General features: G+C 47.0%; 29 protein-coding genes. 8 read left to right on the top strand and 21 right to left on the bottom strand.

The window, feature by feature from the left end; all coding sequences use genetic code 11:
- The first annotated feature begins 128 nt into the window (after positions 1-128).
- Complete coding sequence (locus P400_RS14705; protein WP_034770659.1) at positions 129-1625, top strand: DHA2 family efflux MFS transporter permease subunit; 1497 nt, start codon at positions 129-131, stop codon at positions 1623-1625.
- A 218-nt stretch (positions 1626-1843) separates the two neighbouring features.
- On the opposite strand, the gene P400_RS0100475 is transcribed toward P400_RS14705, so the two are convergent.
- On the bottom strand, positions 1844-2371 hold the full coding sequence (locus P400_RS0100475) for a CRISPR-associated endonuclease Cas3'' (protein ID WP_026824388.1): 528 nt from the start codon (positions 2369-2371) through the stop codon (positions 1844-1846).
- 187 nt (positions 2372-2558) lie between these two features.
- Positions 2559-3197 carry a plasmid pRiA4b ORF-3 family protein gene (locus P400_RS0100480; protein WP_026824389.1) on the bottom strand — a complete coding sequence of 213 codons (639 nt, stop codon included), beginning with the start codon at positions 3195-3197 and terminating at the stop codon, positions 2559-2561.
- A 146-nt stretch (positions 3198-3343) separates the two neighbouring features.
- Between P400_RS0100480 and P400_RS0100485 the strand changes: the two genes are divergently transcribed.
- Positions 3344-3967 (top strand): glucosaminidase domain-containing protein, encoded by a 624-nt coding sequence (locus P400_RS0100485; RefSeq protein WP_026824390.1) that lies wholly within the window; start codon positions 3344-3346, stop codon positions 3965-3967.
- Positions 3968-4168: 201 nt separating this feature from the next.
- On the opposite strand, the gene P400_RS0100490 is transcribed toward P400_RS0100485, so the two are convergent.
- A complete protein-coding gene (locus P400_RS0100490; RefSeq protein WP_026824391.1) occupies positions 4169-5182 on the bottom strand; it encodes an ABC transporter permease in 1014 nt (337 codons plus the stop codon).
- Positions 5175-5903 (bottom strand): ABC transporter ATP-binding protein, encoded by a 729-nt coding sequence (locus P400_RS0100495; RefSeq protein WP_026824392.1) that lies wholly within the window; start codon positions 5901-5903, stop codon positions 5175-5177. Before P400_RS0100495 ends, P400_RS0100490 begins: the two co-directional genes overlap by 8 nt.
- Positions 5904-6074: 171 nt before the next feature.
- Here P400_RS0100495 and P400_RS0100500 point away from each other — a divergent pair, with 171 nt between their 5' ends.
- Complete coding sequence (locus tag P400_RS0100500) at positions 6075-6683, top strand: TetR/AcrR family transcriptional regulator (protein ID WP_034770666.1); 609 nt, start codon at positions 6075-6077, stop codon at positions 6681-6683.
- Positions 6684-6714: 31 nt separating this feature from the next.
- Here P400_RS0100500 and P400_RS0100505 read toward each other — a convergent pair whose 3' ends face one another.
- On the bottom strand, positions 6715-7098 hold the full coding sequence (locus P400_RS0100505) for a hypothetical protein (RefSeq protein ID WP_026824394.1): 384 nt from the start codon (positions 7096-7098) through the stop codon (positions 6715-6717).
- 197 nt (positions 7099-7295) lie between these two features.
- Here P400_RS0100505 and P400_RS0100510 point away from each other — a divergent pair, with 197 nt between their 5' ends.
- From P400_RS0100510 to P400_RS0100520, 3 genes are all read left to right on the top strand, one after another.
- On the top strand, positions 7296-8792 hold the full coding sequence (locus tag P400_RS0100510) for a phytoene desaturase family protein (protein WP_026824395.1): 1497 nt from the start codon (positions 7296-7298) through the stop codon (positions 8790-8792).
- A 113-nt stretch (positions 8793-8905) separates the two neighbouring features.
- On the top strand, positions 8906-9631 hold the full coding sequence (locus tag P400_RS0100515) for a hypothetical protein (RefSeq protein ID WP_026824396.1): 726 nt from the start codon (positions 8906-8908) through the stop codon (positions 9629-9631).
- Between the two features lie 9 nt (positions 9632-9640).
- Entirely contained in the window at positions 9641-10369 is a 729-nt protein-coding gene (locus P400_RS0100520) for an ATP-binding cassette domain-containing protein (protein WP_026824397.1), read from the top strand.
- Between the two features lie 119 nt (positions 10370-10488).
- On the opposite strand, the gene P400_RS0100525 is transcribed toward P400_RS0100520, so the two are convergent.
- The 12 genes from P400_RS0100525 to P400_RS0100585 all read right to left on the bottom strand — a co-directional run bounded on the left by P400_RS0100525 (position 10489) and on the right by P400_RS0100585 (position 17291).
- A complete protein-coding gene (locus tag P400_RS0100525) occupies positions 10489-10953 on the bottom strand; it encodes a hypothetical protein (protein WP_026824398.1) in 465 nt (154 codons plus the stop codon).
- Positions 10953-11435: a hypothetical protein gene (locus tag P400_RS0100530; RefSeq protein ID WP_026824399.1), complete on the bottom strand. Its 483-nt coding sequence runs from the start codon at positions 11433-11435 to the stop codon at positions 10953-10955. Before P400_RS0100530 ends, P400_RS0100525 begins: the two co-directional genes overlap by 1 nt.
- A gap of 58 nt (positions 11436-11493) precedes the next feature.
- Positions 11494-11964 (bottom strand): hypothetical protein, encoded by a 471-nt coding sequence (locus P400_RS0100535; RefSeq protein ID WP_026824400.1) that lies wholly within the window; start codon positions 11962-11964, stop codon positions 11494-11496.
- A gap of 315 nt (positions 11965-12279) precedes the next feature.
- On the bottom strand, positions 12280-12753 hold the full coding sequence (locus P400_RS0100545) for a DMT family transporter (RefSeq protein WP_026824401.1): 474 nt from the start codon (positions 12751-12753) through the stop codon (positions 12280-12282).
- A gap of 12 nt (positions 12754-12765) precedes the next feature.
- Positions 12766-13425, bottom strand: a complete 660-nt coding sequence (locus P400_RS0100550) for a Crp/Fnr family transcriptional regulator (protein WP_026824402.1) — start codon at positions 13423-13425, stop codon at positions 12766-12768.
- 12 nt (positions 13426-13437) lie between these two features.
- Entirely contained in the window at positions 13438-13863 is a 426-nt protein-coding gene (locus P400_RS0100555; RefSeq protein WP_026824403.1) for a DMT family transporter, read from the bottom strand.
- Positions 13864-13875: 12 nt separating this feature from the next.
- Positions 13876-14814: a DMT family transporter gene (locus tag P400_RS0100560; protein ID WP_026824404.1), complete on the bottom strand. Its 939-nt coding sequence runs from the start codon at positions 14812-14814 to the stop codon at positions 13876-13878.
- 103 nt (positions 14815-14917) lie between these two features.
- Positions 14918-15400, bottom strand: coding sequence for a hypothetical protein (locus tag P400_RS0100565; protein ID WP_026824405.1), 483 nt, complete (start codon positions 15398-15400; stop codon positions 14918-14920).
- A complete protein-coding gene (locus P400_RS0100570; RefSeq protein WP_026824406.1) occupies positions 15375-15860 on the bottom strand; it encodes a hypothetical protein in 486 nt (161 codons plus the stop codon). The genes P400_RS0100565 and P400_RS0100570 overlap by 26 nt, the downstream gene beginning before the upstream one ends.
- A complete protein-coding gene (locus tag P400_RS0100575; RefSeq protein ID WP_026824407.1) occupies positions 15857-16360 on the bottom strand; it encodes a hypothetical protein in 504 nt (167 codons plus the stop codon). The genes P400_RS0100570 and P400_RS0100575 overlap by 4 nt, the downstream gene beginning before the upstream one ends.
- Before the next feature lie 9 nt (positions 16361-16369).
- Positions 16370-16828: a hypothetical protein gene (locus P400_RS0100580; protein WP_026824408.1), complete on the bottom strand. Its 459-nt coding sequence runs from the start codon at positions 16826-16828 to the stop codon at positions 16370-16372.
- Between the two features lie 13 nt (positions 16829-16841).
- The gene (locus P400_RS0100585; RefSeq protein ID WP_026824409.1) at positions 16842-17291 is read right to left on the bottom strand and encodes a hypothetical protein; all 450 of its coding nucleotides are present in this window, start codon (positions 17289-17291) and stop codon (positions 16842-16844) included.
- A 162-nt stretch (positions 17292-17453) separates the two neighbouring features.
- On the opposite strand from P400_RS0100585, the gene P400_RS0100590 reads away from it, so the two are divergent.
- Both P400_RS0100590 and P400_RS0100595 read left to right on the top strand, forming a co-directional pair.
- Positions 17454-18659, top strand: coding sequence for an MFS transporter (locus P400_RS0100590; protein ID WP_026824410.1), 1206 nt, complete (start codon positions 17454-17456; stop codon positions 18657-18659).
- Positions 18660-18678: 19 nt separating this feature from the next.
- Positions 18679-19110: a MarR family winged helix-turn-helix transcriptional regulator gene (locus P400_RS0100595; RefSeq protein WP_026824411.1), complete on the top strand. Its 432-nt coding sequence runs from the start codon at positions 18679-18681 to the stop codon at positions 19108-19110.
- Positions 19111-19160: 50 nt separating this feature from the next.
- Here P400_RS0100595 and P400_RS0100600 read toward each other — a convergent pair whose 3' ends face one another.
- The 4 genes from P400_RS0100600 to P400_RS0100615 form a co-directional block, all read right to left on the bottom strand.
- Positions 19161-20054 carry a carbohydrate ABC transporter permease gene (locus P400_RS0100600; RefSeq protein ID WP_152538858.1) on the bottom strand — a complete coding sequence of 298 codons (894 nt, stop codon included), beginning with the start codon at positions 20052-20054 and terminating at the stop codon, positions 19161-19163.
- Between the two features lie 12 nt (positions 20055-20066).
- Positions 20067-20954, bottom strand: a complete 888-nt coding sequence (locus P400_RS0100605; protein WP_026824413.1) for a carbohydrate ABC transporter permease — start codon at positions 20952-20954, stop codon at positions 20067-20069.
- 43 nt (positions 20955-20997) lie between these two features.
- Positions 20998-22239, bottom strand: a complete 1242-nt coding sequence (locus P400_RS0100610; protein ID WP_026824414.1) for a sugar ABC transporter substrate-binding protein — start codon at positions 22237-22239, stop codon at positions 20998-21000.
- Positions 22240-22385: 146 nt separating this feature from the next.
- Positions 22386-23360: a LacI family DNA-binding transcriptional regulator gene (locus tag P400_RS0100615; protein ID WP_026824415.1), complete on the bottom strand. Its 975-nt coding sequence runs from the start codon at positions 23358-23360 to the stop codon at positions 22386-22388.
- Between the last annotated feature and the right edge of the window lie 7 nt (positions 23361-23367).

The following is a 23367-nucleotide window of genomic DNA, read 5'->3' on the forward strand; positions in this document are numbered from 1 at the left end:
ACTATAGCACCGAAAACCATTTTAGACTAATAGTACAAAATGGTTGCTTTATTTATACAACGGGTATAAAATCATTTCATCGACACTTACCAACACATAACTATTTAGAAAATAAAGGAGCAATCCATATGAAACCAGAATTCCAAAAGAAACCGCCTTACGTTATGTTGGCGGTCCTCTTTGCGGGTGCGTTCATCGCATTTTTAAACAACTCATTACTCAACGTCGCACTCCCATCGATCATGGTCGATCTCGAGATTGCAGACTACTCGACCGTACAATGGCTTGCGACAGGCTTTATGCTCGTGACAGGTGTACTCGTCCCGGCATCCGCCTATTTAATCACTCGTTTTTCTAACCGAAGCTTGTTCATCACCTCGATGAGTATATTCGCCATCGGTACGGCTATCGCCGCATTTTCACCAAGCTTCGGCTGGCTGTTGAGCGGTCGGATGATTCAAGCCGTCGGCGCATCGACAATGGGGCCACTCTTGATGAACGTCATGCTCGTCAGCTTCCCACGTGAAAAACGTGGAATGGCGATGGGAATCTTCGGGCTCGTCATGATCTCGGCACCTGCGATCGGGCCGACACTCTCAGGTTATATCGTCGAGTACTATGATTGGCGCGTCTTATTCGAAATGATTTTACCGCTCGCCATCATCGGTCTCGCGCTCGCTTTTTGGAAAGCGGAAAACGTCATGGTCCAAAACAAAGACCAGTCACTCGACTACTTGTCGCTCGTCTTATCTACACTCGGATTTGGTGGAATTTTGTACGGAGTCAGCTCGGCAAGCTCGGACGGTTGGGATAACCCAATCGTCTTAACGACGATGATTGTCGGTGCCATCTCATTGATCGCCTTCATCTACCGTCAGCTCCATATGGAAAAACCATTGCTCGACTTGCGTGCTTACAAACATCCGATGTTTGCTCTCGCGTCAGTCATTGCGATGGTCAACGCGGTCGCCATGTTCTCCGGTATGATTTTGACGCCGGCTTACGTCCAAAGCGTACGTGGTATCTCACCACTCGATTCAGGGCTCATGCTTCTTCCTGGTGCGATCATCATGGGAATCATGTCGCCGATCACAGGTAAACTGTTTGACCGATTCGGGCCAAAATTTTTGGCACTTACCGGATTGACAATCACCGCCGTATCGACGTACATGCTTGCAAACGTCCAGCTCGATTCAACGTATACGTACATCGTCTTAACGTACACGTTGCGTATGTTTGGGATGTCGATGGTCATGATGCCGATCATGACTAATGGACTGAATCAGTTACCGACTCGCCTCAACCCGCACGGAACGGCTATCAACAACACGGCCCAACAAGTATCCGGTGCGATTGGTACGGCAGTACTCGTGACCATCATGAACTCAGTGACACGCACAGAAGCTGAATCACTGATGACAGGAATCGATCCTGCGACACTCACAGAAAGTTCGATGGGTGCTATCACTCAGCAAGCCCTCTTGTCTGGGATTCAATATTCATTTTACGTCGCACTCGGGATGAACCTCTTGGCGCTCGTCCTTGCGTTCTTCGTGAAGCGCGTAGATGTTCGTAAGTTTGATGACCAAGTAGAAACTGTGGAAGAATTAAAACAAGCGAATTAATATGGAAAAGTCGTTCTGAACTCATCATTCAGAACGACTTTTTTCAAATTGAAATTTCAGATCATTCACCAACGTTAGGCGCAAACTTTGTTTTCTTCTGTTCTACAAATACATAAGTCTAATTTCAATCCACGCACCTATGCGAGGTGCGATACATAAGCTTGACTCTCGTTCTTTACTTTCATAATTTCAATCCACGCACCTGCATGAGGTGCGATTCAAGTCTGTCCTACTTTTTTAAAGTATTCCAACATTTCTAAATGAGCTGATTCAACATATCGATTTAAATCAGACTCAGACATCACTTCATCAAAGAAGCGATATTTACAGAGTTCATATTCTTCAAGCGCTCTCATTTCGACTCGTTTTAAAAACGGAGACTCTTCTCCTGATACATAGTCATGGAGATTCCCATGATGTGAGATAATTGCATTGCTAACTATCTCTGCCAGTAATTGCTTCGTTTCACTCGTACCTTTCAGCATGTCAAAAAGCAAACGGCCTCCGGCAGTTGCGTGATCGACTTCCCCACGAGTCGCTTTTTCTCCTGAGGTAGCTCTACGTATATAGTCCTGAAAAGCATCGCTATACTTTCCTAGGTCATGCAGTAAAGCAGCCAGACCACACACTTTAGAAATGTTTAAAGCAATCCCCCACTTTTCGGCAAGTTCTTGGGCATCTAACAGGTGTTCTTTGACAGTTTGAATCGCATGGTCAGATGATCGAACATGTGCAATGTAATCCACTCTCTCACCCTTTCTTTAGACCTATTATTTTTTCAACACGTTAATGCTTAACACCTCCTTATTTTATTACATTATTTTACTTAAGGTGGGTACTTTTTCTTTTTAGGTCCCGAGTTGCTAGCCTATGAAAATCTACTAAAATTAAAAAAACCGAATCGCATCGCAACTCGGTCTCTTCACGCGCTATTTATTTTTTTAACGTCACATACACTTCCAGCATGTGATTGATTTTATCGACATCAAACGCCTGAACACCTTTTGACGCTTCTCTATATTCTTCATGCTCTGGATGTGTCGGGTCGTCCGAAATTTTCCGAATCATCTGATTTCCTTCCCAACCTCCAACGCCTTCGTGAGGTGTCTCTCCAACCCACTCCGTCACAGTTGGGTATGGATTAGGATAGTCTTCAATCACTCCCTCAAACGCTAGCTCATGCGTCCAGTCTTCTCCGTAATCGTACGTGTAGTAAAGAACCGGATGCTTCTCAATAATTGTTGGAAGTTTAACATTTTTCATGTGCCTTACTTTCACTCGCTGTAAACGGCTCAACATAAGACGCTCAAACTCGCTCAATTCTGATTTACTCTTTAGATAGGCGAGATGTTCTTTGTGATCATAGGCCTCATCAGGGAAAAGGACGAAGCGAAACGTCGGCTCTCGAAGATCGTCTTCAAATTTTGCCAAATGTTCATCATCCCACCACATCACTAGTTGTATCGCATCATGGAGTCGCTTGAAATTCGTTTCGGCCGGAATGACAAAACGACGCCATATCGGTTCATCTCCATCCATTAAGCTCAATTTAAACTGGTAGGCTCTGTACACATTATTTCCTCCTATTTCTTTATACGTTTACTATAAACAAGAATGAATGTATTCGGTACACAATAATCATTACAATAATGGGTCAATCTTACTTTTTAATGGTATTATTTCTCAATGGATAGGATTCGTTTAGGAGGGTACATACGATGAAAAAAGTGTTTTGCTTGATGATCGCATTTCTGCTGATCACATCTTCTCTTCTCTCGACCGCATCAATCGTTGAGGCGGCCCCGAAGAAGCAGAATCGTGCTATTATGGGAGTATCGGCTTTGACTCCGCAACAAATGGCGGATTACGTAAAAAAGAAGAATCCTCGTGATGTCCGGCTCGCGAAAACGTCTGTCGAAGATTTGGCGAAACTCTTCTTCATCATCGGCGCTAAGGAAGGCGTTCGTGGGGATGTCGCCTTCGCACAAGCATTGAAAGAGACCGGCTATTTCCGTTATGGCGGCGATGTCCTTCCGAAGCAGCACAACTACTCCGGAATCGGGACGACTGGAAATGGCGTAAAAGGTCACTTTTTCCGTTCTCCACTTCAAGGAGTGACTGCTCAAATTCAACATCTAAAAGCATACGCTTCAAACGATGCATTGAATACGAAACAAGTCGACCCACGCTTCCATCTCGTCAAGCGAGGCTCTGCGAAGACGTGGCCATCTCTTCACCAAAAGTGGGCCATGCAGCCGAAAGGAAATTACGGGGATGAGATTCTTTCGATTTATCAAGAAATGTCGAAAACACCAAAACGTGTCGCTAAAACAAAAAGATGAAGAAATATAGGGGTGAAAGAACGTGACGTGCAAACAAGTCAGACTCGCGAGCGGAATCGCATTATTCGTGACCGGCGTGATGTTGTTACTCAAACGCTAATGAGCATTTCGGACAATCGTCCGAGTGCTTTTTTTATCGACCAACAAAAAAAGCCGTCATACTCTAATAGCATCACGACTTTCGTTTAAGGTTTATCTAGTTCAATGTCCTCTGTATTTCCCGAGCGCTCGCATGTTCAAAAGATACAAGACACCTGCATATAAAATCAGCCCGAGTAAATACATCCAAATCCCTGAGAAACCACTCCCGTAAATCATGACTTCCTTGATCGCTGTTGCCCCGTAAAAGATTGGCATGATGTAACTCAAGTTCCCGAGACCATATGGAATCAAATCGAGTGGGATGAGTCCCGAGAAGAACACTTGCGGGATGATCGTGAACGGGATCATCTGTACGACTTGCAGTTCCGACCGGGCAAACACCGAGATGGTCGCCCCGAAGAGTACCGCGGTCCCCGCCATGAGTAGCATCGTCAACATGACCCACGCCATATTCCCGAGCGAAGACAGACCGAGCACATAAATCGAATAGAGTACGATGAAAATTGACTGAATCACCGCAAACGTTCCGTACCCGAGCGTATATCCTAAAATGACCTGTCCTCGTTTGATTGGGGTCATCAAGAGTCGTTCGAGTGTGCCCCCACTCCGTTCTTTGACGAGTGCCATCGCAGATAGGATGAACACGAAGAAGAACGAGAAGAGGGATAGGAAGACGAAGCCGAACGAATCGAACGTCGACTGTCCTTCTTCTCCATAGACGAATGACGTATCGATTTCAGCTGCAGGATTGAGCGTCGTCAACGCATCTTGAATCTCACCAACCGCCTTCGACGACTTCGTCGACGGTTCACGTAACGTGATGGTCGTTCCTTCCTGATCCATTTCAAAGACGGCATCGACGTGTTCATTGTCTTCGATATATGCTTTTGGATCATCGAACAATGCCTGTTCCACTTCGAGCGTCTCGTCTTTAAACGCATCGACGAGCTGTTCGGGTGCGTTGTCGTCGAGGACGACAGTCGGCACGTAATCCGAGTCACCGAGTAGGAAGTAGACGAGTGTCAAAATGAGAAGTGGCGCAATCAAAATCAAGGCGACGCTTCGCTTATCATTTAACGTCTGAAAGATAACACGTTTCGCTAAGTTACGCATGGTCACCCACCTCCTCTTTCCCGGCAATCAAGAACAGTTCTTCGACGCGACCGTTTTCGGTCTGGTCGAGCAAGGCTTGCACGTGGTCGTACGCAATCAATCGTCCATTGTAGACGAGTGCGGCCCGGTCACACTCGAGCACTTCGTCCATGACGTGCGTCGAGACGATGATGGTCGTCCCTTCCGCTCGAATCGTTTGAAACTGATCCCAAATCTGGCGGCGTAAAATCGGGTCAATTCCGACCGTCGGTTCATCAAGAAACAACACATCTGGCTTATGCAAAATGGCGATAGCCAAGGAAAGACGTTTCTTCATCCCGCCTGAAAAATTACGGACGAGCTTATGCCGGTCGTTCGCTAAATCGACAAGGTCGAGCACTTCGGTGATGCGTTCTTGGAGCGCCTTTTTCCCTAACTTATAGATTGATCCGAAGAAGGCGAGGTTCGCCTCGGCCGACAAGTCTTCGTACAAGCCATCGTTCTGCGGCATAAATCCGATTTGTTGGAGCATGTCCATGTTTGGCATTTTCGTTTCACCGATATGGACACTTCCTTTGTCCGGTGCGAGGGCACCGATCATGAGTCGGATGAGGGTCGTCTTCCCCGATCCAGATGGTCCGAGTAAGCAACAAATCTCACCGGATGGAATGGTAAAGTCGATGTTGTCGATGGCGAGCTGGTCGCCGAACGACTTCTCAACGTGTTGCAGTTGAATGTTCATTTCTGTCACTCCTTTTCGGCGCCTCATCGTGTATACTCAAGATAATCGACACCGTGTTGGTTTATATGTTCAGTATAGACCCCGTTCATGGTGGCAACAATCGTCAATATCGGTCATCGTGTCGGTTTTCCGACAGATGGAATGAATGTGTTGAGGAAAAGGAGAAAAAGGATGGAACAAACTGACTTACGCGTGATTCGAACGAAAAAACTGATCAAAGATGCCTTCTTCAGTCTCATTGAAGAACAGGGATTTGAAGGCGTCACCGTCAAGCAATTGACTGAACGAGCCGGCATCAATCGGGGCACCTTTTATAGCCACTATGTGGATAAGTTCGAGTTGATGGAGAAATGCGTCAACGAAATCTTTGAAGAGGCTGAACAAAAGTTGATTCATCATCTCCCTCACATCTTTGGAGACGAGCGAACTGACAAGTCGTATTATTATCTCGTTCCGTTTATTCGTTTCATCGAAGACAACCAAATCATCATGAAGCCGCTCCTCGGACCGAACGGAGATCCGACGTTCCAGGCAAAACTTCGAAAGTTCATGCAGGCGGCCCTCTTTCAGCGCTCCCCGGTAACCTTATTTGATCCGGACAAGATGATGGTCCCGCCTCCATATCTCGTCGCCTATCTGTCTTCGGCTCACATGGGCGTCATCTACGAGTGGTTGAACAATCCGTCCGCAGAAGAGACAGCGGAAGACATCGCCCGGATTATCTATACGATCACCTATGAAGGACCGCTCGTCGCCGGCGGTGTGAAGTCACACGAATGAAGCCTCTCGCTACTTTTGCGAGAGGCTTTGTTTATGAGACGCGAACATGCACATGCAAGTTCCCATTGTCTTCCGTTGTCGTCTGGTAAGCGTTCTGTACCGCCTCCAGATCATGCCAGGCGATGCGGTATGACTTGCCTCGCATCCCTTCAAACTCGAAGGCGAGATGTTGTAAATCCGACATACCTAAGATACGGTCAAACGCTCTACCTTGACCGTCCCACTCGATTTGATTCACTGAGTCTTTTAACACGAGGTCGAGCCCATGCATCACTTTTTCTTTAATCAAATGACCATCCGCCGCAACACGCATCCCGTCTTGAATATCATGCATCCGACACGATTCAATATCATCAAACGGGATGGTGATTTCATCGCCGTTCGCAAAGTGAAGTGTGATTGTTTTTACGATCATCTTATATTCCTACCTTCATCTAGACTCCGTCCTATGCTTCTAGCCTAACTATACAAAACTTTCCCCGGTTCAGGGATGACATCTTTGTGGATGTGGCAAATCCGTAAAAGCATGTTCATTTCATTTAGAAACGGGAATAGAAGAGGTAGCAATCATTCTGTTTTTTGAAAATAACACTTCGGAAAGGCGGAGAATATATGCCATCAGTGGATAAGTCGGTCATCGTCATCGGCGGTGGCCTCGGCGGCTTGTCAGCGGCCATCTCACTCGCTCAAAAAGGTTACGACGTCTCACTTTACGAAAAGAACGACCATATCGGGGGAAAAGTGAATCGGCTCGAACAGGACGGATTCGGCTTCGACCTCGGACCGTCGATTTTAACGATGCCCCACATCTTCGACAAGCTGTTCCGCGGAAGCAACAAACGCATGGAAGACTATGTGTCCATCAAACGGTTAGAGCTCGAATGGCGCTCATTCTTCCCGGACGAGACCGTCCTCGATCTCTATCATGACCTCGAACAGATGCAACGGGCGAATCCTTCCCTCTCTCGAAAAGACATGCAAGAATATCGTGAACTGTTGAATTATGCAGCGCGCATCTATAAGACGACGGAGAAGGGATACTTGGCGGAAGGGTTTGAGTCACCTTTAGAAGCGGTCATGAAGACAGGTATTTTCCCGACGCTCTTCGGATTCGATTTGACGTCGACGATGTATAGCGCCATCAAGAAACGGATCAGTAATCCACATCTTCGGGATATGCTGTCGTATTACGTCAAATATGTCGGATCGTCTCCGTATAATGCACCAGCCGTCCTCAACATGATGATTTACATGCAGTATGCCCAAGGTTGTTGGTACGTCGAAGGCGGGACCCATAAGCTTGCGGAAGGCTTGACGAAGCTCGCCGAAGAGATCGGTGTGAAGCTACATATCGGCGAAGGCGTGGTTCGTGCCTATACGGTGAATGAAAAAATTTCAGCGATCGAGCTTGAGGATGGACGTCTCCGTTCAGCCGACTATTTCGTCTCGAACATGGAAGTCATTCCGTTCTATCAGAAGATGGTCGATGCGGACGAACAGTACGTCGACAAACTCGTTGATAAATACGAACCGGCGAGCTCCGGATTCGTCCTTCATCTCGGCGTGAAGAAAGCCTATCCACAACTGGCCCATCATAACTTTTTCTTCTCTGAGAACTTACATGAACAGATGAATAAAATTTTTGAGAAACATGAACTTCCAGACGATCCGACGATTTACCTCGTGAACGTCAACAAGACCGACCCGACCCAGGCACCGCCAGGACATGAGAATATCAAAATCTTGCCACACATCCCGTATATCCAAGATGTGCCGTTCACCGAAGAAGAGTACGCCGCTTTTGAAGAGCGTGTGCTCGATAAGTTGGAACGAATGGGTCTCGATGGTCTGCGTGAACATACCGTGACACGCGACGTGTGGACGCCTCACGATATCGAGCGGACGTATGGATCGGACCGCGGAGCCATTTACGGAACGGTCGCCGACAAGAATCGAAACGGTGGCTTCAAGCATAAAAAACAGAGCGAACTCTATCACAACCTCTATTTCGTCGGCGGGACCGTCAACCCGGGCGGTGGCATGCCGATGGTCACGTTGAGCGGTCAGCAGGTGAGCGACAAGATCGCGAAACGCGACAAAGTGAAATGATTTTCTTCTATCCCTCATTCGCTATGAGGGATTATTTTTTGAAACTTTTTCCAATCAACTTCCGTATATTGTGCTACGATACAAACAATCAAACATACAAGCGGAGGAACAGGATGTATCAAATCACAAGCTATTTCTTTATGTATGCCAAAGTTGTCGTCACCGATAAGATTCCATTCATTTGGACGCTCGGGATCCCACTCATAATCGCCTTGACGCAGTCGTTTTCAGATATTCGCCAAGCAACGACAGCGGAATACTACCCAGGGCTCTCTTATTTCTGGGTGTATATCATTCTTGCTACATATGTGAACGGTGTCGGCATCGAACTCGCTCGCATGCGTGAATACGGACTGATGAAAACGTACGTGATGATTTCAGGCAACAAACTGACATATGTCATCGCCGTCATCTTGGCGCAACTCTTATTCGCCTCGATCAGCTTACTCTTATTCACAACGGTCGTTACGCTCGTTCATGGCTTTTTCTCGTTCAAGTTGATTGCAACGTCTCTACTCGTATTGATCGGGAGTATCCCGTTCGCGGTTGCCAGTGTCGCCATCACGGCACTGCCGGTGAAAGTGTCGAGTCTCGGGACGTTCGCGAACATTCTGATGTTTCCGCTCTTTTTATTGGCAATCAACTCACCCGATTACTGGTTCAGCTTCTTCAACCCGTTCTACGCGCTTCATGAATTCGCGCTCGGGTTGCTGCACCTGACGACTCAAGTCGAGTTCTCGTTCGGAGTATGGGCGACAGGCCTCTCCGTACTTGGGTATTTCATCATCGGAGCGATTGCGTTGAAACGCTTCAGTCTCGTCTCACTCATGACACGCTAGGAGGTTCTTATGCACGTAAACCAACTCACTTATCGCTACCCGAAAGCGACACGTCCTGTTCTCGACGGCGTCTCGTTCACACTACAGCCGAATAAGCTGAACGTTTTGATCGGACAAAACGGTGCCGGGAAAACGACACTGTTTGATTGTATGACCGGGGCACTTCCGGTCGACAAAGCATCACTCGAACTCGTTCCGACGACGGATATGCTCTATTTAACGCAACTCATGTATAACCATCACGAATTGACAGGCAAAGACTTCGCCTATTTCATCGGACGTCTGTCGCAGCGCCCCGACTTCAAGAAACTCGAGTCTTATGTGAACAACCTCTCAACGTCCCGAGAACAAGAACTGTTCGAACATCTATGGACGATGAAACTCGGGAAGATGTCGGTCGGGGAGAAGAAATGGCTCTTCGTGACGCTCTTATCTTCCATCAAACGTTCTCTCTATTTATTTGACGAGCCGACGAGCGGGGTAGACCCGGCGTCCCGCATTCAAATCATGCGTCGCCTACAGCGACTCGTCGACGAGGGCAAGATATGTCTCATCTCAACACATCAGTTACACGACTTGGCTCAACTCGATGCCCATGTCATCTTCCTGCATGGCGGATGCATTTTATATGAAGGGGACTTCCAGGACTGGCTCAAAGAATCTGGAACGACCGACCCGGACGAAGCGTTCGTTCGCATGGTCGACACGCCGCTCGATGATGTGGCGGTGACACGATGAATGACTCGTTTTGGGAACGACACCGGTTTATATTCTATACAATCGGTATGGTCGTCTGCGGCATTCTCATTTCCATGAACTCAAAAAAAATCAGCTCTGACGTGTGTCAGGGCTGACTTTTATTGTTCACGATGTGCGCGTCGTAACTCTCGATTCGTCACATGCTCTGGATCCGCTTCACGTAGTTTACGGTCCATCGACACGTACAAGATGAGAAGCGGAATGATGCCAATCAATACGACACCGAGTAGTTCCTGCATCGAATCCAACACGAACCACGTGAGGAAAGTAAATACACCAAGTGATCCAAACATGGCGACGATAATGAGAAATTCCCGACGAACGAGGCGTTGGTATTCCTCGTCTTCATTAAATGTACGTAACAACTTCATCCGTCGCCATGCTTGATAGAGCATCGGCAGTTGGGCCACGAGCAAAGACAAGGCAACCGTCGTCACCGTGACACCTTTTATGACTGAAACAACGAGAAAGAGAAACAGACCGATGGTGCCAAATAGTGTGCTGATTCCTCGTGCGTCGAGATCCTGTTCCACCATTTTGGGGAGGCGTTCTTGTTTATTCATCACGCTTCACTTTTTCGTTTTTTCCGTTGCAACTGGACATGACCGAGTTCGACTCCCGTCACGTGTAACGGATCGATTTCTTTTAGCTTGCGGTCGATTGGAAAACTGAGAATCAACAGAACCATGATTCCGATTAATGCAACGATGACGAACGTGAACAATGAAATCCACTCAAGCTCCACACTGGCAATCAGTATGAGAACAAGTAACGGCGAGGTAAGACCCAATAAAAATTCGGATCGCACGAGTTGTTGATACCGTTTGTCCTCGTTAAATGAAAGTAATAACTTCTTGCGGTGCCATGATTTATATAGGGCAGGAAATTGTCCGAAAAAAATCATGGCATACAACAAGAAGACGTTCGTCGTCCATATATAGAAGAAAGTCAAGATGATGGCCCCAACCAATGGAAGGGTCAATTGCTTCTTTCGCTTCTCATCATCCTTCAACATCCGTTCTAATCTAACTTCATGGTCTACCATCGAATCCCCCTCATGTGTTTTCGTTATTTTGATTTATGAAACCTGCTCTCGATTAGTTTCATTTCCTACGCTTCTCACGATTCATCAATCCCAACAAACTTTCGACCACGTGCTCGTCATCAATCTTTAGAATCTTCCAATCGACCCACGACTCGAGAATAAGGCAACTCGCAATCAGCGTCGCACAGCCAAGGCTTAACGTATCAAGCGATATGTACTTCAGTGCATAGAGCGCCATCATCGATATGACACCAATCAAAAGAATAAACTGAAGCATACCCTTCAGATAAATAAAGCGCTGGTACGTGGATGAGTCATTAAATTGTAAAAACAACTGGATTTTATGCCACGTCGCTACCAGAAGCGGCATGAGCATCGCCGCACAAAAGATGAACAGGGATAGGCTCATTCTTGAATCATTGAACAATAACCAAAGCGCTGTCACTACCCCGATGATAATCACTAGTAGCGGACCCTTTTTAGTCCATGATTTGTCGTACAAGTATTCCATTCGTTCTTCACGTAACATCCAGCACCCCTCCAAAAGTAAAAAAAATCCAATTTACCGATATCTATATCTTATCAATCTATAAGCAAACTTTCGAGGTTTTTCCATTAAAAAGGAAAAAGCACCTGACGATTGTCAGATGCTAATCAATTTAAGTCTCGGCGAATGAATCGGAATAAAAAGACTCCAATCATCGTCAACAATCCTAGATTCAAGATTGCCCATGCCATGTCCATCACTTGTAGCATATGATTACCCCTTCCATCCTGTTTTTCTAAATTATACGTGTCTTTATTAAAAAAGATTCGTTCAAAATGTGGTACTTCTTTTTAAGATTTAACTCGCACGGTTAATCGACTTGCGAGTTTGTTGTACCTTTCCGCTCAACTGAAACACGAGTACCCCACCGACGATCAACACAATCCCGACGACCGTCTTCCATGTGAACGGGACGGCCGTCAATCCGAACCACCCTAACGTATCCCAGAGGAGCGCGAATAAGATTTGAGACACCATAACGATTGAGATCGCGTAACTCGGCCCGAGGCGCTCAACCCCTTGCGTCACACTCATGACGACCCCGACGCCGAGTATTCCGCTGAACCAGTACCATGTCTCCATCTCCTCTACTCGGAACAAGCCACCACCTTCTTGAAACAACCCAATGAGTAGCGATGCTAAAAATCCAAGACAGAGAACGAGCGTCGTCGTCGCCCATGCGCCGACACGCTTCTTGACGTTGGCGTTAAAGGTGTTTTGCACACAGACGAGCATCCCGCCGAAGATGGCAAGCATCATTCCAATCGCCATGATTCTTCCCTCCTATTCATAAATACTCTCCCCGACAATCTCCAACAAGCCCTCCCGATCAACGAGCGTAATCACCCGACGATTTCGTTCAATCAAGCCTGCTTCGACGAAACGCCGGAGCGTCCGATTCACATGACGATAACTCGTCCCAATCAAATCAGCGATATCCGTCAATTGGTAGACAGTCGAGCCGAGTGTTTGGTCATTCGGCGTCATCGATAACAGATAACTCGCTAAGCGTACTTCAACGGGATAGAACAAATTGAAGCTGAGTGATTGTGATTTCCGTTCAAATTTTCTTGTGATCTCTTCTAATAAATAGTGTAACCACGCAACATCGTGGTGGGCATGTCGAACCAAATCCTCGAAGCGAATGACAAGCATCTCGACTGACGTGACCGCCTCGACCGTATTCAAAAACGGGGTACGTTGAATATATTCGATGTCCCCGATCAAGTCGAGCGGATATTTGAAGGAGAGGACGAGGCGCTTGCCGGTAGCCGAAGTATGGGAGACGCGAATCTTCCCCTTCACTAAGAAGCGGAGATGCCCTGCTTCATCACCTTGCGTACAGATGACGTCTCCAGGCTCGTATCGGACGAGCTGCAATTCGTTTTGCGCTGCTTCTGGTAAGACAGTCAATTCAAATTGCTTCACATACGCATCAACCATGCACGTTTCCTCCTACCATTTTAATAAAATGACACCCGCAATCATCATGAACACACCGAATAACTGCATCCCGTTCAAGTTCCGACGCACCATCCCGAACCAGCCGCGCCAATCGATGACGAGCGCGAGCGCCAACTGCGCGATGAGGAACAAGGAAATGGTGAGCGTGACCCCGAGTTCATGAACGGCCGTCATATTACTGAACAAGATGATTGCCGCGAACGCCCCACCGGATAAATAGAGCGGGTTCACGTGACGCATCTCGATATACGTGCGGTCGCGTAATGCCAACATGACGAGGAGCGCGACGACAAATCCCGTGAATTGTGTCAACGTCGCCGCTTGCCACGTCCCAATCTGTGAACTGATTCGAGCGTTAGCGACACTTTGCAACGTGAGAAAGAATCCCCCACTCATGGCGAACAACACTCCTCGCATCGTTCTCCCCCCTTAAGATAAACGAATCAATACAATTCCAATGACCATGACCACCAGACTGACGAGTTGCACCCCGGTGATTGGGTTCTTCTTCGCTCCGAACCAACCGAAGCGGTCGATGAGCAGACTTCCACATAACAGGCCGACAATGACGATGATGACAGCAATCCCCGTCCCGACGATCGGTACGATGAGGACGTTTCCTCCGATGAAGAGCGCCCCGATAATTCCACCGAGCCAAATCCACCACGGTTGACCTTTCAGTTGACCAAGCGGAACGGGTTGGCGTGAGACGAGTAGAATGAGCAAGAGCGCCATCGTTCCGACTACGAAAGAGACCAATGCCCCTTTCAGTGACGATTCGAGCACTGTTCCCAAATAGCCGTTAATGGCCGTTTGCGTAGCACTCATCATCCCGGTAAAAATCCCGAACAATCTCCAAAGGTTCAGATTCCCGGTGTCCGTTTCCATCGAGACGACCAGCTTGCCTCTTCGGCGGTTGAGCCAGTCGGATAAGGCGACCGTTCCGATGACTCCTAACAAGACGAGCACGACCCCGAACAAACGAAGCGCCGTAATTGGATGTTCGACAGAATTGAACCAGCCAAAATGGTCAATCAATAATCCCATCAAAATCTGCCCAAAAATCGGCATGATGACCGTCTGAACACTCCCGAGTCTTGGGAACAGCAGGATATTTCCCGTTAAGAACAAGACTCCTAACAGTCCGCCAATCCACATCCAACCCGGACCTTCCTGAATCACCGAGCCGTCAAATCCGAATGACTGTCCGGTCAATAAGAGCAATAGGGACAAAAAAATCGTCCCGACCGTAAACGATAAAAAGGATGCGACGAACGGCGAACCGACCACCTGACGCAAACGTGAGTTGACACTCGTCTGCATTGGCAGCAAAATCCCAATCGTCAATCCAATCAAAATAGCTAACATGAATGTCTTCCTCGATTCTTCTAGTTCTGTATACATTGTCAGCTTACGCCTCCGTACCGAAGAAGAAAAGGACCGATGTCCTCAAACAAAAAACGAACCCTTCTCAGGTGTTCGTTTTGGACTCATGGAAGCGTCGATCGCGCGCTTCGCGCAATTCTTTCCCACGTACATGATGCGCATCGAGCGTATGCAAGTGTCGATTGATGACATACGGTGCCAGAATCGACATCACACCGATCCCAAACAACCCAGCAATCGCGACGACGGGCGACAACGAGTCGGCATAATAGGCAGCCAACAAGCAGATGGTTAACACGAAGCAGAGCCACTGGATCCCAAAGTCTGTATACACTAGACGTTGATAACGCGCATCCTCGTTAAAGGTCAGGAGAAGCTTTGTCTTCCGCCACTCGAAACAGAGATATGGGAAAAAACTGATGAAGACGAGGAGCGGAGGATAGAGTTTAGACTGCGTGGCAATCACGAGCGTCATCACGACGGTTGCGATGGCGACGCCCCACCCCCAACGCCAATGACTGTCATCCTGCTCCAGCAACTGCTCAATTCGCTTTTCTTTCGTCAGCATATGTACTCCTTTCATACGAGCGGTAGTGCTTCGTCACCTCATCTCGTGTCGGTTGCTCCGGGTCGGCTTGTCGCAATTGTTGGACGGTCTGATAGTGCGTCCATGCTAACATGACGATGCTTAGACCGAAAATGATCCATGCGACGGGTGCAATTTGCAGACGACTGAAGAGAACTGCTGCTGTGACCGCTCCAATCCAGTAAGAATAGAGACGATACAAACGATTTGTCAGCAAGATGCCTCGACCTGCCGTGAAAATCTGTAAGACACGTCCTTCTTTGATCGTCAGTCCTATGAGTAGGACAGCCGTGAGGACCGAACCGATTCCCCATATCCACCACGTGTCAAAACCGAGCACAAAACTGTTACAAAAAATAAGGGCTCCTGTGAGCCAAAGGTGGAGGGTTTCTCGTGACTGCCGATATCCTCCGATTACCTGAATCCGTTCTTTCTTTGTCATGACTGCTTACGACCTTTCCTTGAAATATCATCTAACGTATGTTTCAAACGTTCCCGGTTTGACCGAGCCCACTCGCCCGATGTGACGTGGTGTTCATCAAGCGCGGACTGTTTTCGGTCAATCCAAAGCGGAATTAATATGAGACACGGTCCGCCAATAAGGAGCGTCCAACTCATCCACGGTAAGATATCGACTCCGTTGAAATGCAACCCAATCAAAATCACAAACCAGATCAAACTGCTCAACATGACAGTAAAATCAATCCGCAACAATCGATGATAGCGTGTCGATTCGTTGAAGGATTGCTGCAGTTTCATCTTGTTCCATTCAAGCCATGTCGTATAGAGAAGTGCGACACCAGGTAAAAGAATACTATACGGACTCCATGTCGAAAGAAAATAGATGGATACTCCTAGCATGACTACGCTCACGATGATGTTGAGACGAGTATATCGTTTCTCAAACTGTTCAATCTGTTGAAGTCGCTCTGCTTTGTCCACGGCATCACCTCAGTCTTTTACAAAGTCGAGTTTGATTTCACGACGCATCGGCTGTTCTTCGTCATACTGCGGCATCTGTCGGTCGAGCATTTTCTGTGCGACTTGCAATAAGATGACCCCGCCTAAGAAGACAACGAAAAGCGACCATGCCGGCCAATTGATTAGGACGATTAATGGGAAGAGAATCGCCAACAAGACGAGGAGTCCCATTTCCGATACATATTGCCAATCGATGATGCGCTTGGCTTGTTCCACATTCGTCAACTTTCTGACGAAGCGACGCTCTCGTCCGATGGCGAACAACATGCCTGCTAATGTGACCCCTAATGGAATAATATACTTTGACGCACCGTCAGACTGAAGTGCAAGAAAGACAAACATCCCAGTCAGAGCTGCCAGTCCCATTCTCCAAAAGAACCAACGCTGTTGATAATGATAAATCGTATTGATTCGTTCTTGTTTGTTCATCTCATTCATCCTTTCAGAATCGTCGAATCTCGCGACGTGTCGGTTGTTCTGGGTCGAGCCAGCGAATTTGTTGATCGAGCTTCTCTTGAGCCCATAAGATATAAAGCAATGCCCCACCGATGAGAACCGCAGGAATCCAAGACCATTCCATGATTCGAATGGCTAGCGGATTGACGAGTCCGAGCAACGCGATGAAGAGGAAGTCCAGGTGATACTGCAGTGTCACGACACGTTTCACCTGTTCTTGCTCCGACAATTGACTGATCGCGTCTGCTTCATTCGAAAAGAAGTAACGTGTCGCAAGCAACACCCCGCCGATGATAGCGAATCCGATCCAGATGTTCCCGTCCGTCCGCATTAAGAAGTAGACCGCGAGACCTGCCGGAAGCGCTAAGAGTAGGCGTTGCAAGAGTCGCTTTCGATTTGATTGTTTGATTGTATGTAGTCGTTCTTGCTTGTTCATTTTGTTTCACCTCTTATTCCACTATACGGGATGAACATGAGAAAAGTTCCGTTATTTTACATTTTCGTACCAAAGTCATGTTTCTTGACGATACGAACTTCTCGCCTTATAGTTTAGTTAACTTAACTATATGTTGAAGAATGAAAGTAAGAGGTTATAAAAATGAGTTTATTGAAGAATTCTCGGTTTGTGTTCACTTGGTTATCCGGGATGACGCTCACGCTCGGGTTTTCGATTTTCTTCTTGAGCGTCTCGTGGTTGACGATCGATGTGTTGAAGCAACCAACGCTTCTCGGGATTATCTTGACTGCGGTCTCGTTGCCGCGTGTCGTCATGATGGTGTTCGGCGGTGTGTTCGCCGACCGATTTCAAAAGAGTCGCTTGTTATGCTTAACAAATATCGGACAAGGCGTGTTGATGTTAATTGTCGTTGCGCTCCATTTCGCTGACGCGTATTCGGTGACAGCCCTCTTGATTATCTCCGTATTGTTTGGTCTTTTAGACGGAATGTCTTACCCGGCACTGTCATCACTTATGCCTTCAATCGTATCAGGTCAACAGTTACAACGTGCGAACTCCCTTTTCCAAGGGTCACTGGAGTTGATGTTCGTCATCGGCCCATTCCTTGCAGGGATCCTACTGACGTGGGGAAGTTTTGGTCTCAGTTTCGGCACGTCGGCTGCATTGATTTTCCTCTCCGCGATTTTGATCATGCCACGGCTGATTCAAGACAACATTCCCGAGGTCGCTCCACTCTCAGCGAAAGATGTACTCGTTGATTTGAAAGAGGGCATTCGTTACGTATCTCAAACACCTGTGTTACGTAGTGGGACGTTCGCCATCGCTATCGTTAACTTGTTCGTCATGGGACCGCTCATCATGAGTATCCCGATTCTCGTTGGTGCGGTCAGAGGGACGGCATTTGATTTGAGTATCATCGAAGGCGGTCTCGCCGTCGGGACGTTCGTCGCAAGCTTCCTGATTCTATTCCTGCGGTCGGTTCATCGTGGACGCTTCGTCTTCCGCGCACTGTTTCTGACACTCGGTGCATTCTTTCTCTATACGCAAGTTCAATCGATTCCGCTTCTCGCGGTCGCGGCCTCTATGAGCGGATTTATGATTATGCTCGTCTATTTGCCGACCGTCACCATCATGCAGGAACAAAGCGACTCTGACAAAATCGGGCGTGTCATGAGCATCATGTCACTCGCCGCCTCAGGCCTTGAACCGATTGCGTTCGCCATTTTATCGGTACTCGTTGCCTTGTCTGTACCGATTCAAACGCTCTTGCTGGCGTTTGGTATAATCGGATTAGTGTGTGGTGTCCTCTTATACCTCCGGAGCGAAACGTTCCGACGGACACCGTAAAGAAAGGATGAATGACACGTTGAATGAAACACGAAAGCAACAAGTCCTCACGATGTATCGCCAAATCGATGAGCTCGACTTGCTGTTCACGAAATATTTCACGGAGCTGAATCAGTTCGAATTGAGCTATCAACAAGAACAGATGCTGCTTCTCTTTAAACGCCAAGAGACGTGGACGACGACAGAGATTGCTACGAAGATGTCCATTTCCAAAAGTGCCGTCAGTCAGGTGCTCAAAGTGCTCGAGCAACGTGACTTCGTCGCGCGGGAAAAGAATCCTGAGAACCTTCGAGAAAGCTTCATCCGGCTTGGTCCGAACGGCCTGGCGTACTCGAAACAAATTGACACGATTGAAGAACGCCTCGCGGAAGAGATGTTCTCCGTCCTCGAGGATGACGAGATGAAGATGATCACCCGATCGCTCGCGTTGATGATTCAGAAATTCAAATAAAGAAAGGGATTTCCAAATCGGAAATCCCTTTCTTTTAGTTCACCATTATTTTATTTCATTCCAGATATATTGTATCCTTCGATGATATGTTTTTGGAAAATCATAAAGATAATGATAATCGGTACAACCATGAATGTGGCCCCAGCCATCTGTAAGGCGTAGTTCCCACCATGCTGCCCCTGTAGAAGCGCTAATCCAACCGACAATGTGTAAAGAGCTTCATCATTAGCGATAATAAGCGGCCACAAGAAACTGTTCCAAGCACCGATGAAAGTTAAAATTCCTTGTACCGCCAAAATCGGTTTTGACATCGGCAATATGATTGAGAAGAAAATTCGAAACTCACTCGCTCCATCCAATCGGGCCGCTTCTAACATTTCCTCAGGAATCGTCGTCATGAACTGACGGAACAAGAATACCCCGAACGCACCAACGAGACCGGGGAGGACAATCCCCATCATGGTGTTCGTCAGACCCATTTGATTGAGCATCAAATAAACGGGAATCATCGTAACCTGACCTGGAATCATCATTGTCGCCAAGACACCGATGAACAAGATGTTACTCCCCTTAAACTTATGCTTCGCAAACGCATAACCAGCCATTGCCGTGAGCAATAGACCGAAAAATGATGCGAGCACGATTAACAACGTATTCTTCAAATACGTTAAAAAGTTTAAATTCACGAATAAATCGATGTAATGCTCGAACGTCACGTTCTCAGGTAAGATTGTCAGCGGTAGCGACAAGATTTCCGCATCCGTTTTAAAGGACGATATTACCATCCAGAAGAACGGCAACATGAAAGCGATACCGAGGACGGTCAAAACAAGCGCGACGAGCAACTGCGAGAGTTTGGCTTTTCGTTTATGGTTTAAGTCGGGAAGTGGCGAGAATTTCTCCCGCTTCACATTCACGGCTACCGGTTTTTCATTTGGAATCATGAATGCCCCTCCTTAATAGTTGTTTTCGTTCTTTTGAAGACGGAACTGAATGAGTGTCACCGTAATGATCAGAATGAACAGCACGACCGACCCGGCAGCCGCATAACCGAAGTTACTGAGCTGGAAGCCGTTGTTGTAGATAAACAACGCGAGCGACGTCGTCGAATTGAGCGGACCGCCCTCGGTCATGATGAGCGGTTCTTCGAAGAACTGAATCCATCCGATTAAAGTTGTCACCGTTACGAAGAAAATCGCGTATCGGAGCAACGGAATTGTAATCTTAAACATTTGCTGGAACGTACTTGCCCCATCTAACGCTGCCGCTTCATAGTACGTGCGTGGAATCCCTTGCAGTGCTGCCAAGAAAATAATCATATTGATTCCGACCGCACGCCATACGGCAAGCATGATCAACGATAACTTAGCGATAAACGGATCTTGTAGCCATGGGACGTCTGGAAGACCGACTGTATTTAATAGAAAATTGAAGAGACCGTACTGTGGATTAAACAAGAAGCCCCAGACAACTGCGACTGCTACGACGTTCGTGATTGACGGCATATAAAAGACGACACGGAACCATTCGAAAACTTTACCAGTCCCGAAATTGATTGCCATCGCAATCGCAAGCGAAAGACCTATCACAATCGGTACTCCAATAACGACATAAACAATCGTGTTCAATAACGCTTGGATGAACACTTCATCTTTGAAAATTTCAATGTAATTGGTGAGTCCGATCCATTCAATGTTTGCCCAGTTCGCAATTCCCGCCAAATCCATGTCTGTAAAACTCATGAAAAAAGCAATAAATAAAGGCATGATTGAGAACATGAGTAACAAAAGAACCGTCGGCGCGACGAGCACATACGGCGCTCGATCATTAAGAAATTGTTTCATAAGGTTCTCCTTTAATTAAACGAGAGGGGGTGTGCCCCTCTGTTTATTTTAAAATCGACTTCGCTTTTTCTTGGAACACCTTAACTTCATCCTCTACAGTAGCCGCACTGCGATACATTTTCTCAAAGCTCTGCAAATATGTTTGTGCTACTTTTTCCCACGTTATCATCATCGGCATCGGCTCTGCCGCTTCCATCTGCTCACCGAATGTTCTGAGTTTCTCATCGTTTTTGAGCGTCTCGTTCTCTGCCCATGTCGCTTTTGTTGATGGAAGTGACTTCGTCATCTCCATCCACTCAGTCTGTGTTTCTGGTTTACTCATATATGCGATAAACTTTGCGGCTTCGTCTTTCTTTTCACTGCTTTCAAAAATACTTAAGTTCGATCCACCAAGGAACGAGATATTATTTTCTTTCGCTGGAAGAACGGCTGTACCCCACTTCTCTTCAATGTCAGGCATTTGATCATTGATAATGTTAATCATCCATGGCCCACTGATGAACATCGGCACGTTCGGTTCTTCTGCCCCGAACGCCTGCACAACATCAAGCCCTAAATCGATTGGTGCATATCCTTCTGTGAAGTAGTTTGTTAAATATTCTGCGCTTTCGATGAATTCTGGTTGATCAAAGAGCGGCTCTTGATTTTCTGTTAACAGCTCTGAACCGTTTTGACGAGCGAACATAAACGATAGCATTTGGTCGTTCGTGTCCAACGTAATCCCGTACATGTCTTCCCCGTCACGAGCTGCAAGTTTTTTCGAAGCGTCTTCTAATTCATCCCACGTTTTTGGCGCTTCCGGGTAACCTACTTTTTCAAGTGCGTCTTTCCGATAATAAAGAACACGTGTATCGACATACCAAGGTGCCCCGTAAAGACCGTCCTCGAATTGAACCGTTTCAACCGATCCTTCATAAAAGTTTGATGGATCAAGTTCCGGGTAATCTTTTACGAAATCTTTCATATTCGCGAGTGCTCCCGCCTCTACGAATTCAGGCATCCAAGACGTTCCCATTTGGACGACATCTGGACCATTTTTCGAAGCGACCGCAGTCAACAGTTTATCGTGCGCTGTATCCCAAGGGATTGCTTGTACTTTGACGTTGACGCCTTCGTTTTCTTTTTCATACTGTTCTGCTAGTTTCGGTAAAGCTTTTCCTTCTTCACCCATTGCCCAGACCGTGATAGTATTTGCGTCATCGCCGCTCGATCCAGAAGAACATCCCGCCAATAGACCTGAAATGATTACCGTGCCCGCTACCGCTGCTAACCCTAATTTCTTCATCTGAATTCCTCCGTTTCTCAATAATCGAAACGTTTCGATTATCGTGTAAAAAAATAATGTTTATACAAAGGTTTTACTGCAAATCAACAGGTTAAACGTTTCTATAAACATTATAGTTCACAATGTATCCGCTTACAATACGTATTTTATCTTTTATTATTTTTTTTTCGAATCGAGGCGTCTTTCATGAACTTTGAAGGGATTGTCTCTTTCGAATTTTCTTTCTCTTCAATCAGATGGAGTAATGCGCGAGCCGCCTTTTTGCCCCAGTCAGGCTTCGAATAACTGACGCTCGCGATTCGGGGCTGCGTATAGTTGGTAATCTCGAGTTTATCAAAGCCAACGAGCGAAATATCTTCCCCGATTCTGAAAGAAGAGTTTTGCAAGACGTCATAAACCCCGAGCGCCATGTCATCATTTAAACAGATAATAGCATCCCCTTCTTCGAGAACTTCAAGTAAGTCACTCGCTGCACGAATGCCTGACCGTTTCGTGAATTCACCGGTCCATTCCCGGACGGTTACCCTAGCCGCGTTCGCGCGATCAACGACAACTTTTCGTCGTTCGACAGCGTCATGATTGCCGACCGGTCCGTTCACAAGATGGATTTGTCCAGGATTGGTCTCTAAGATGGCGTCCATCTCTTGATTCATCCCAATCTGATTATCGAGCAACACACAACTGATGTTCGGATGCTCAATCTCACGGTCGAGCATCGTCAGCGGGTGGCCTCGGTCTGCGAACTCTAAAATCTGTTCTTGGGTGAAGCGATGCCCTAAGATGAGCGCCCCATCCACCATGCGCTCGGTCATCAGACGATGTGATTCGGGACCGTTGCAAACAATCAACTCATAGCCAGTATCAGACAGCTCTTGGTTGATGCCTTTTAATAACTCTCCATAGAACGATCCGGAATAATCGCCTAAAAAGGCTCCAATAATATGCGTCTTTCTCGTTTTTAGCGTCCTCGCCGCAGCGTTCGGCACGTAGTTCAACTCTTCAGCGATTTTAATGATGCGTTGCCTCGTCTTTTCTGTCACTTTCGGACTGCCGTTCAGCGCATATGAGACGGTCGATATCGAAACGCCAGCCTCTTTTGCGATGTCTTTAATTCCTGCCATTTCCTCA

The organism is Exiguobacterium marinum DSM 16307, assembly GCF_000620845.1.
In the GTDB taxonomy this organism is placed as follows: domain Bacteria; phylum Bacillota; class Bacilli; order Exiguobacteriales; family Exiguobacteriaceae; genus Exiguobacterium; species Exiguobacterium marinum.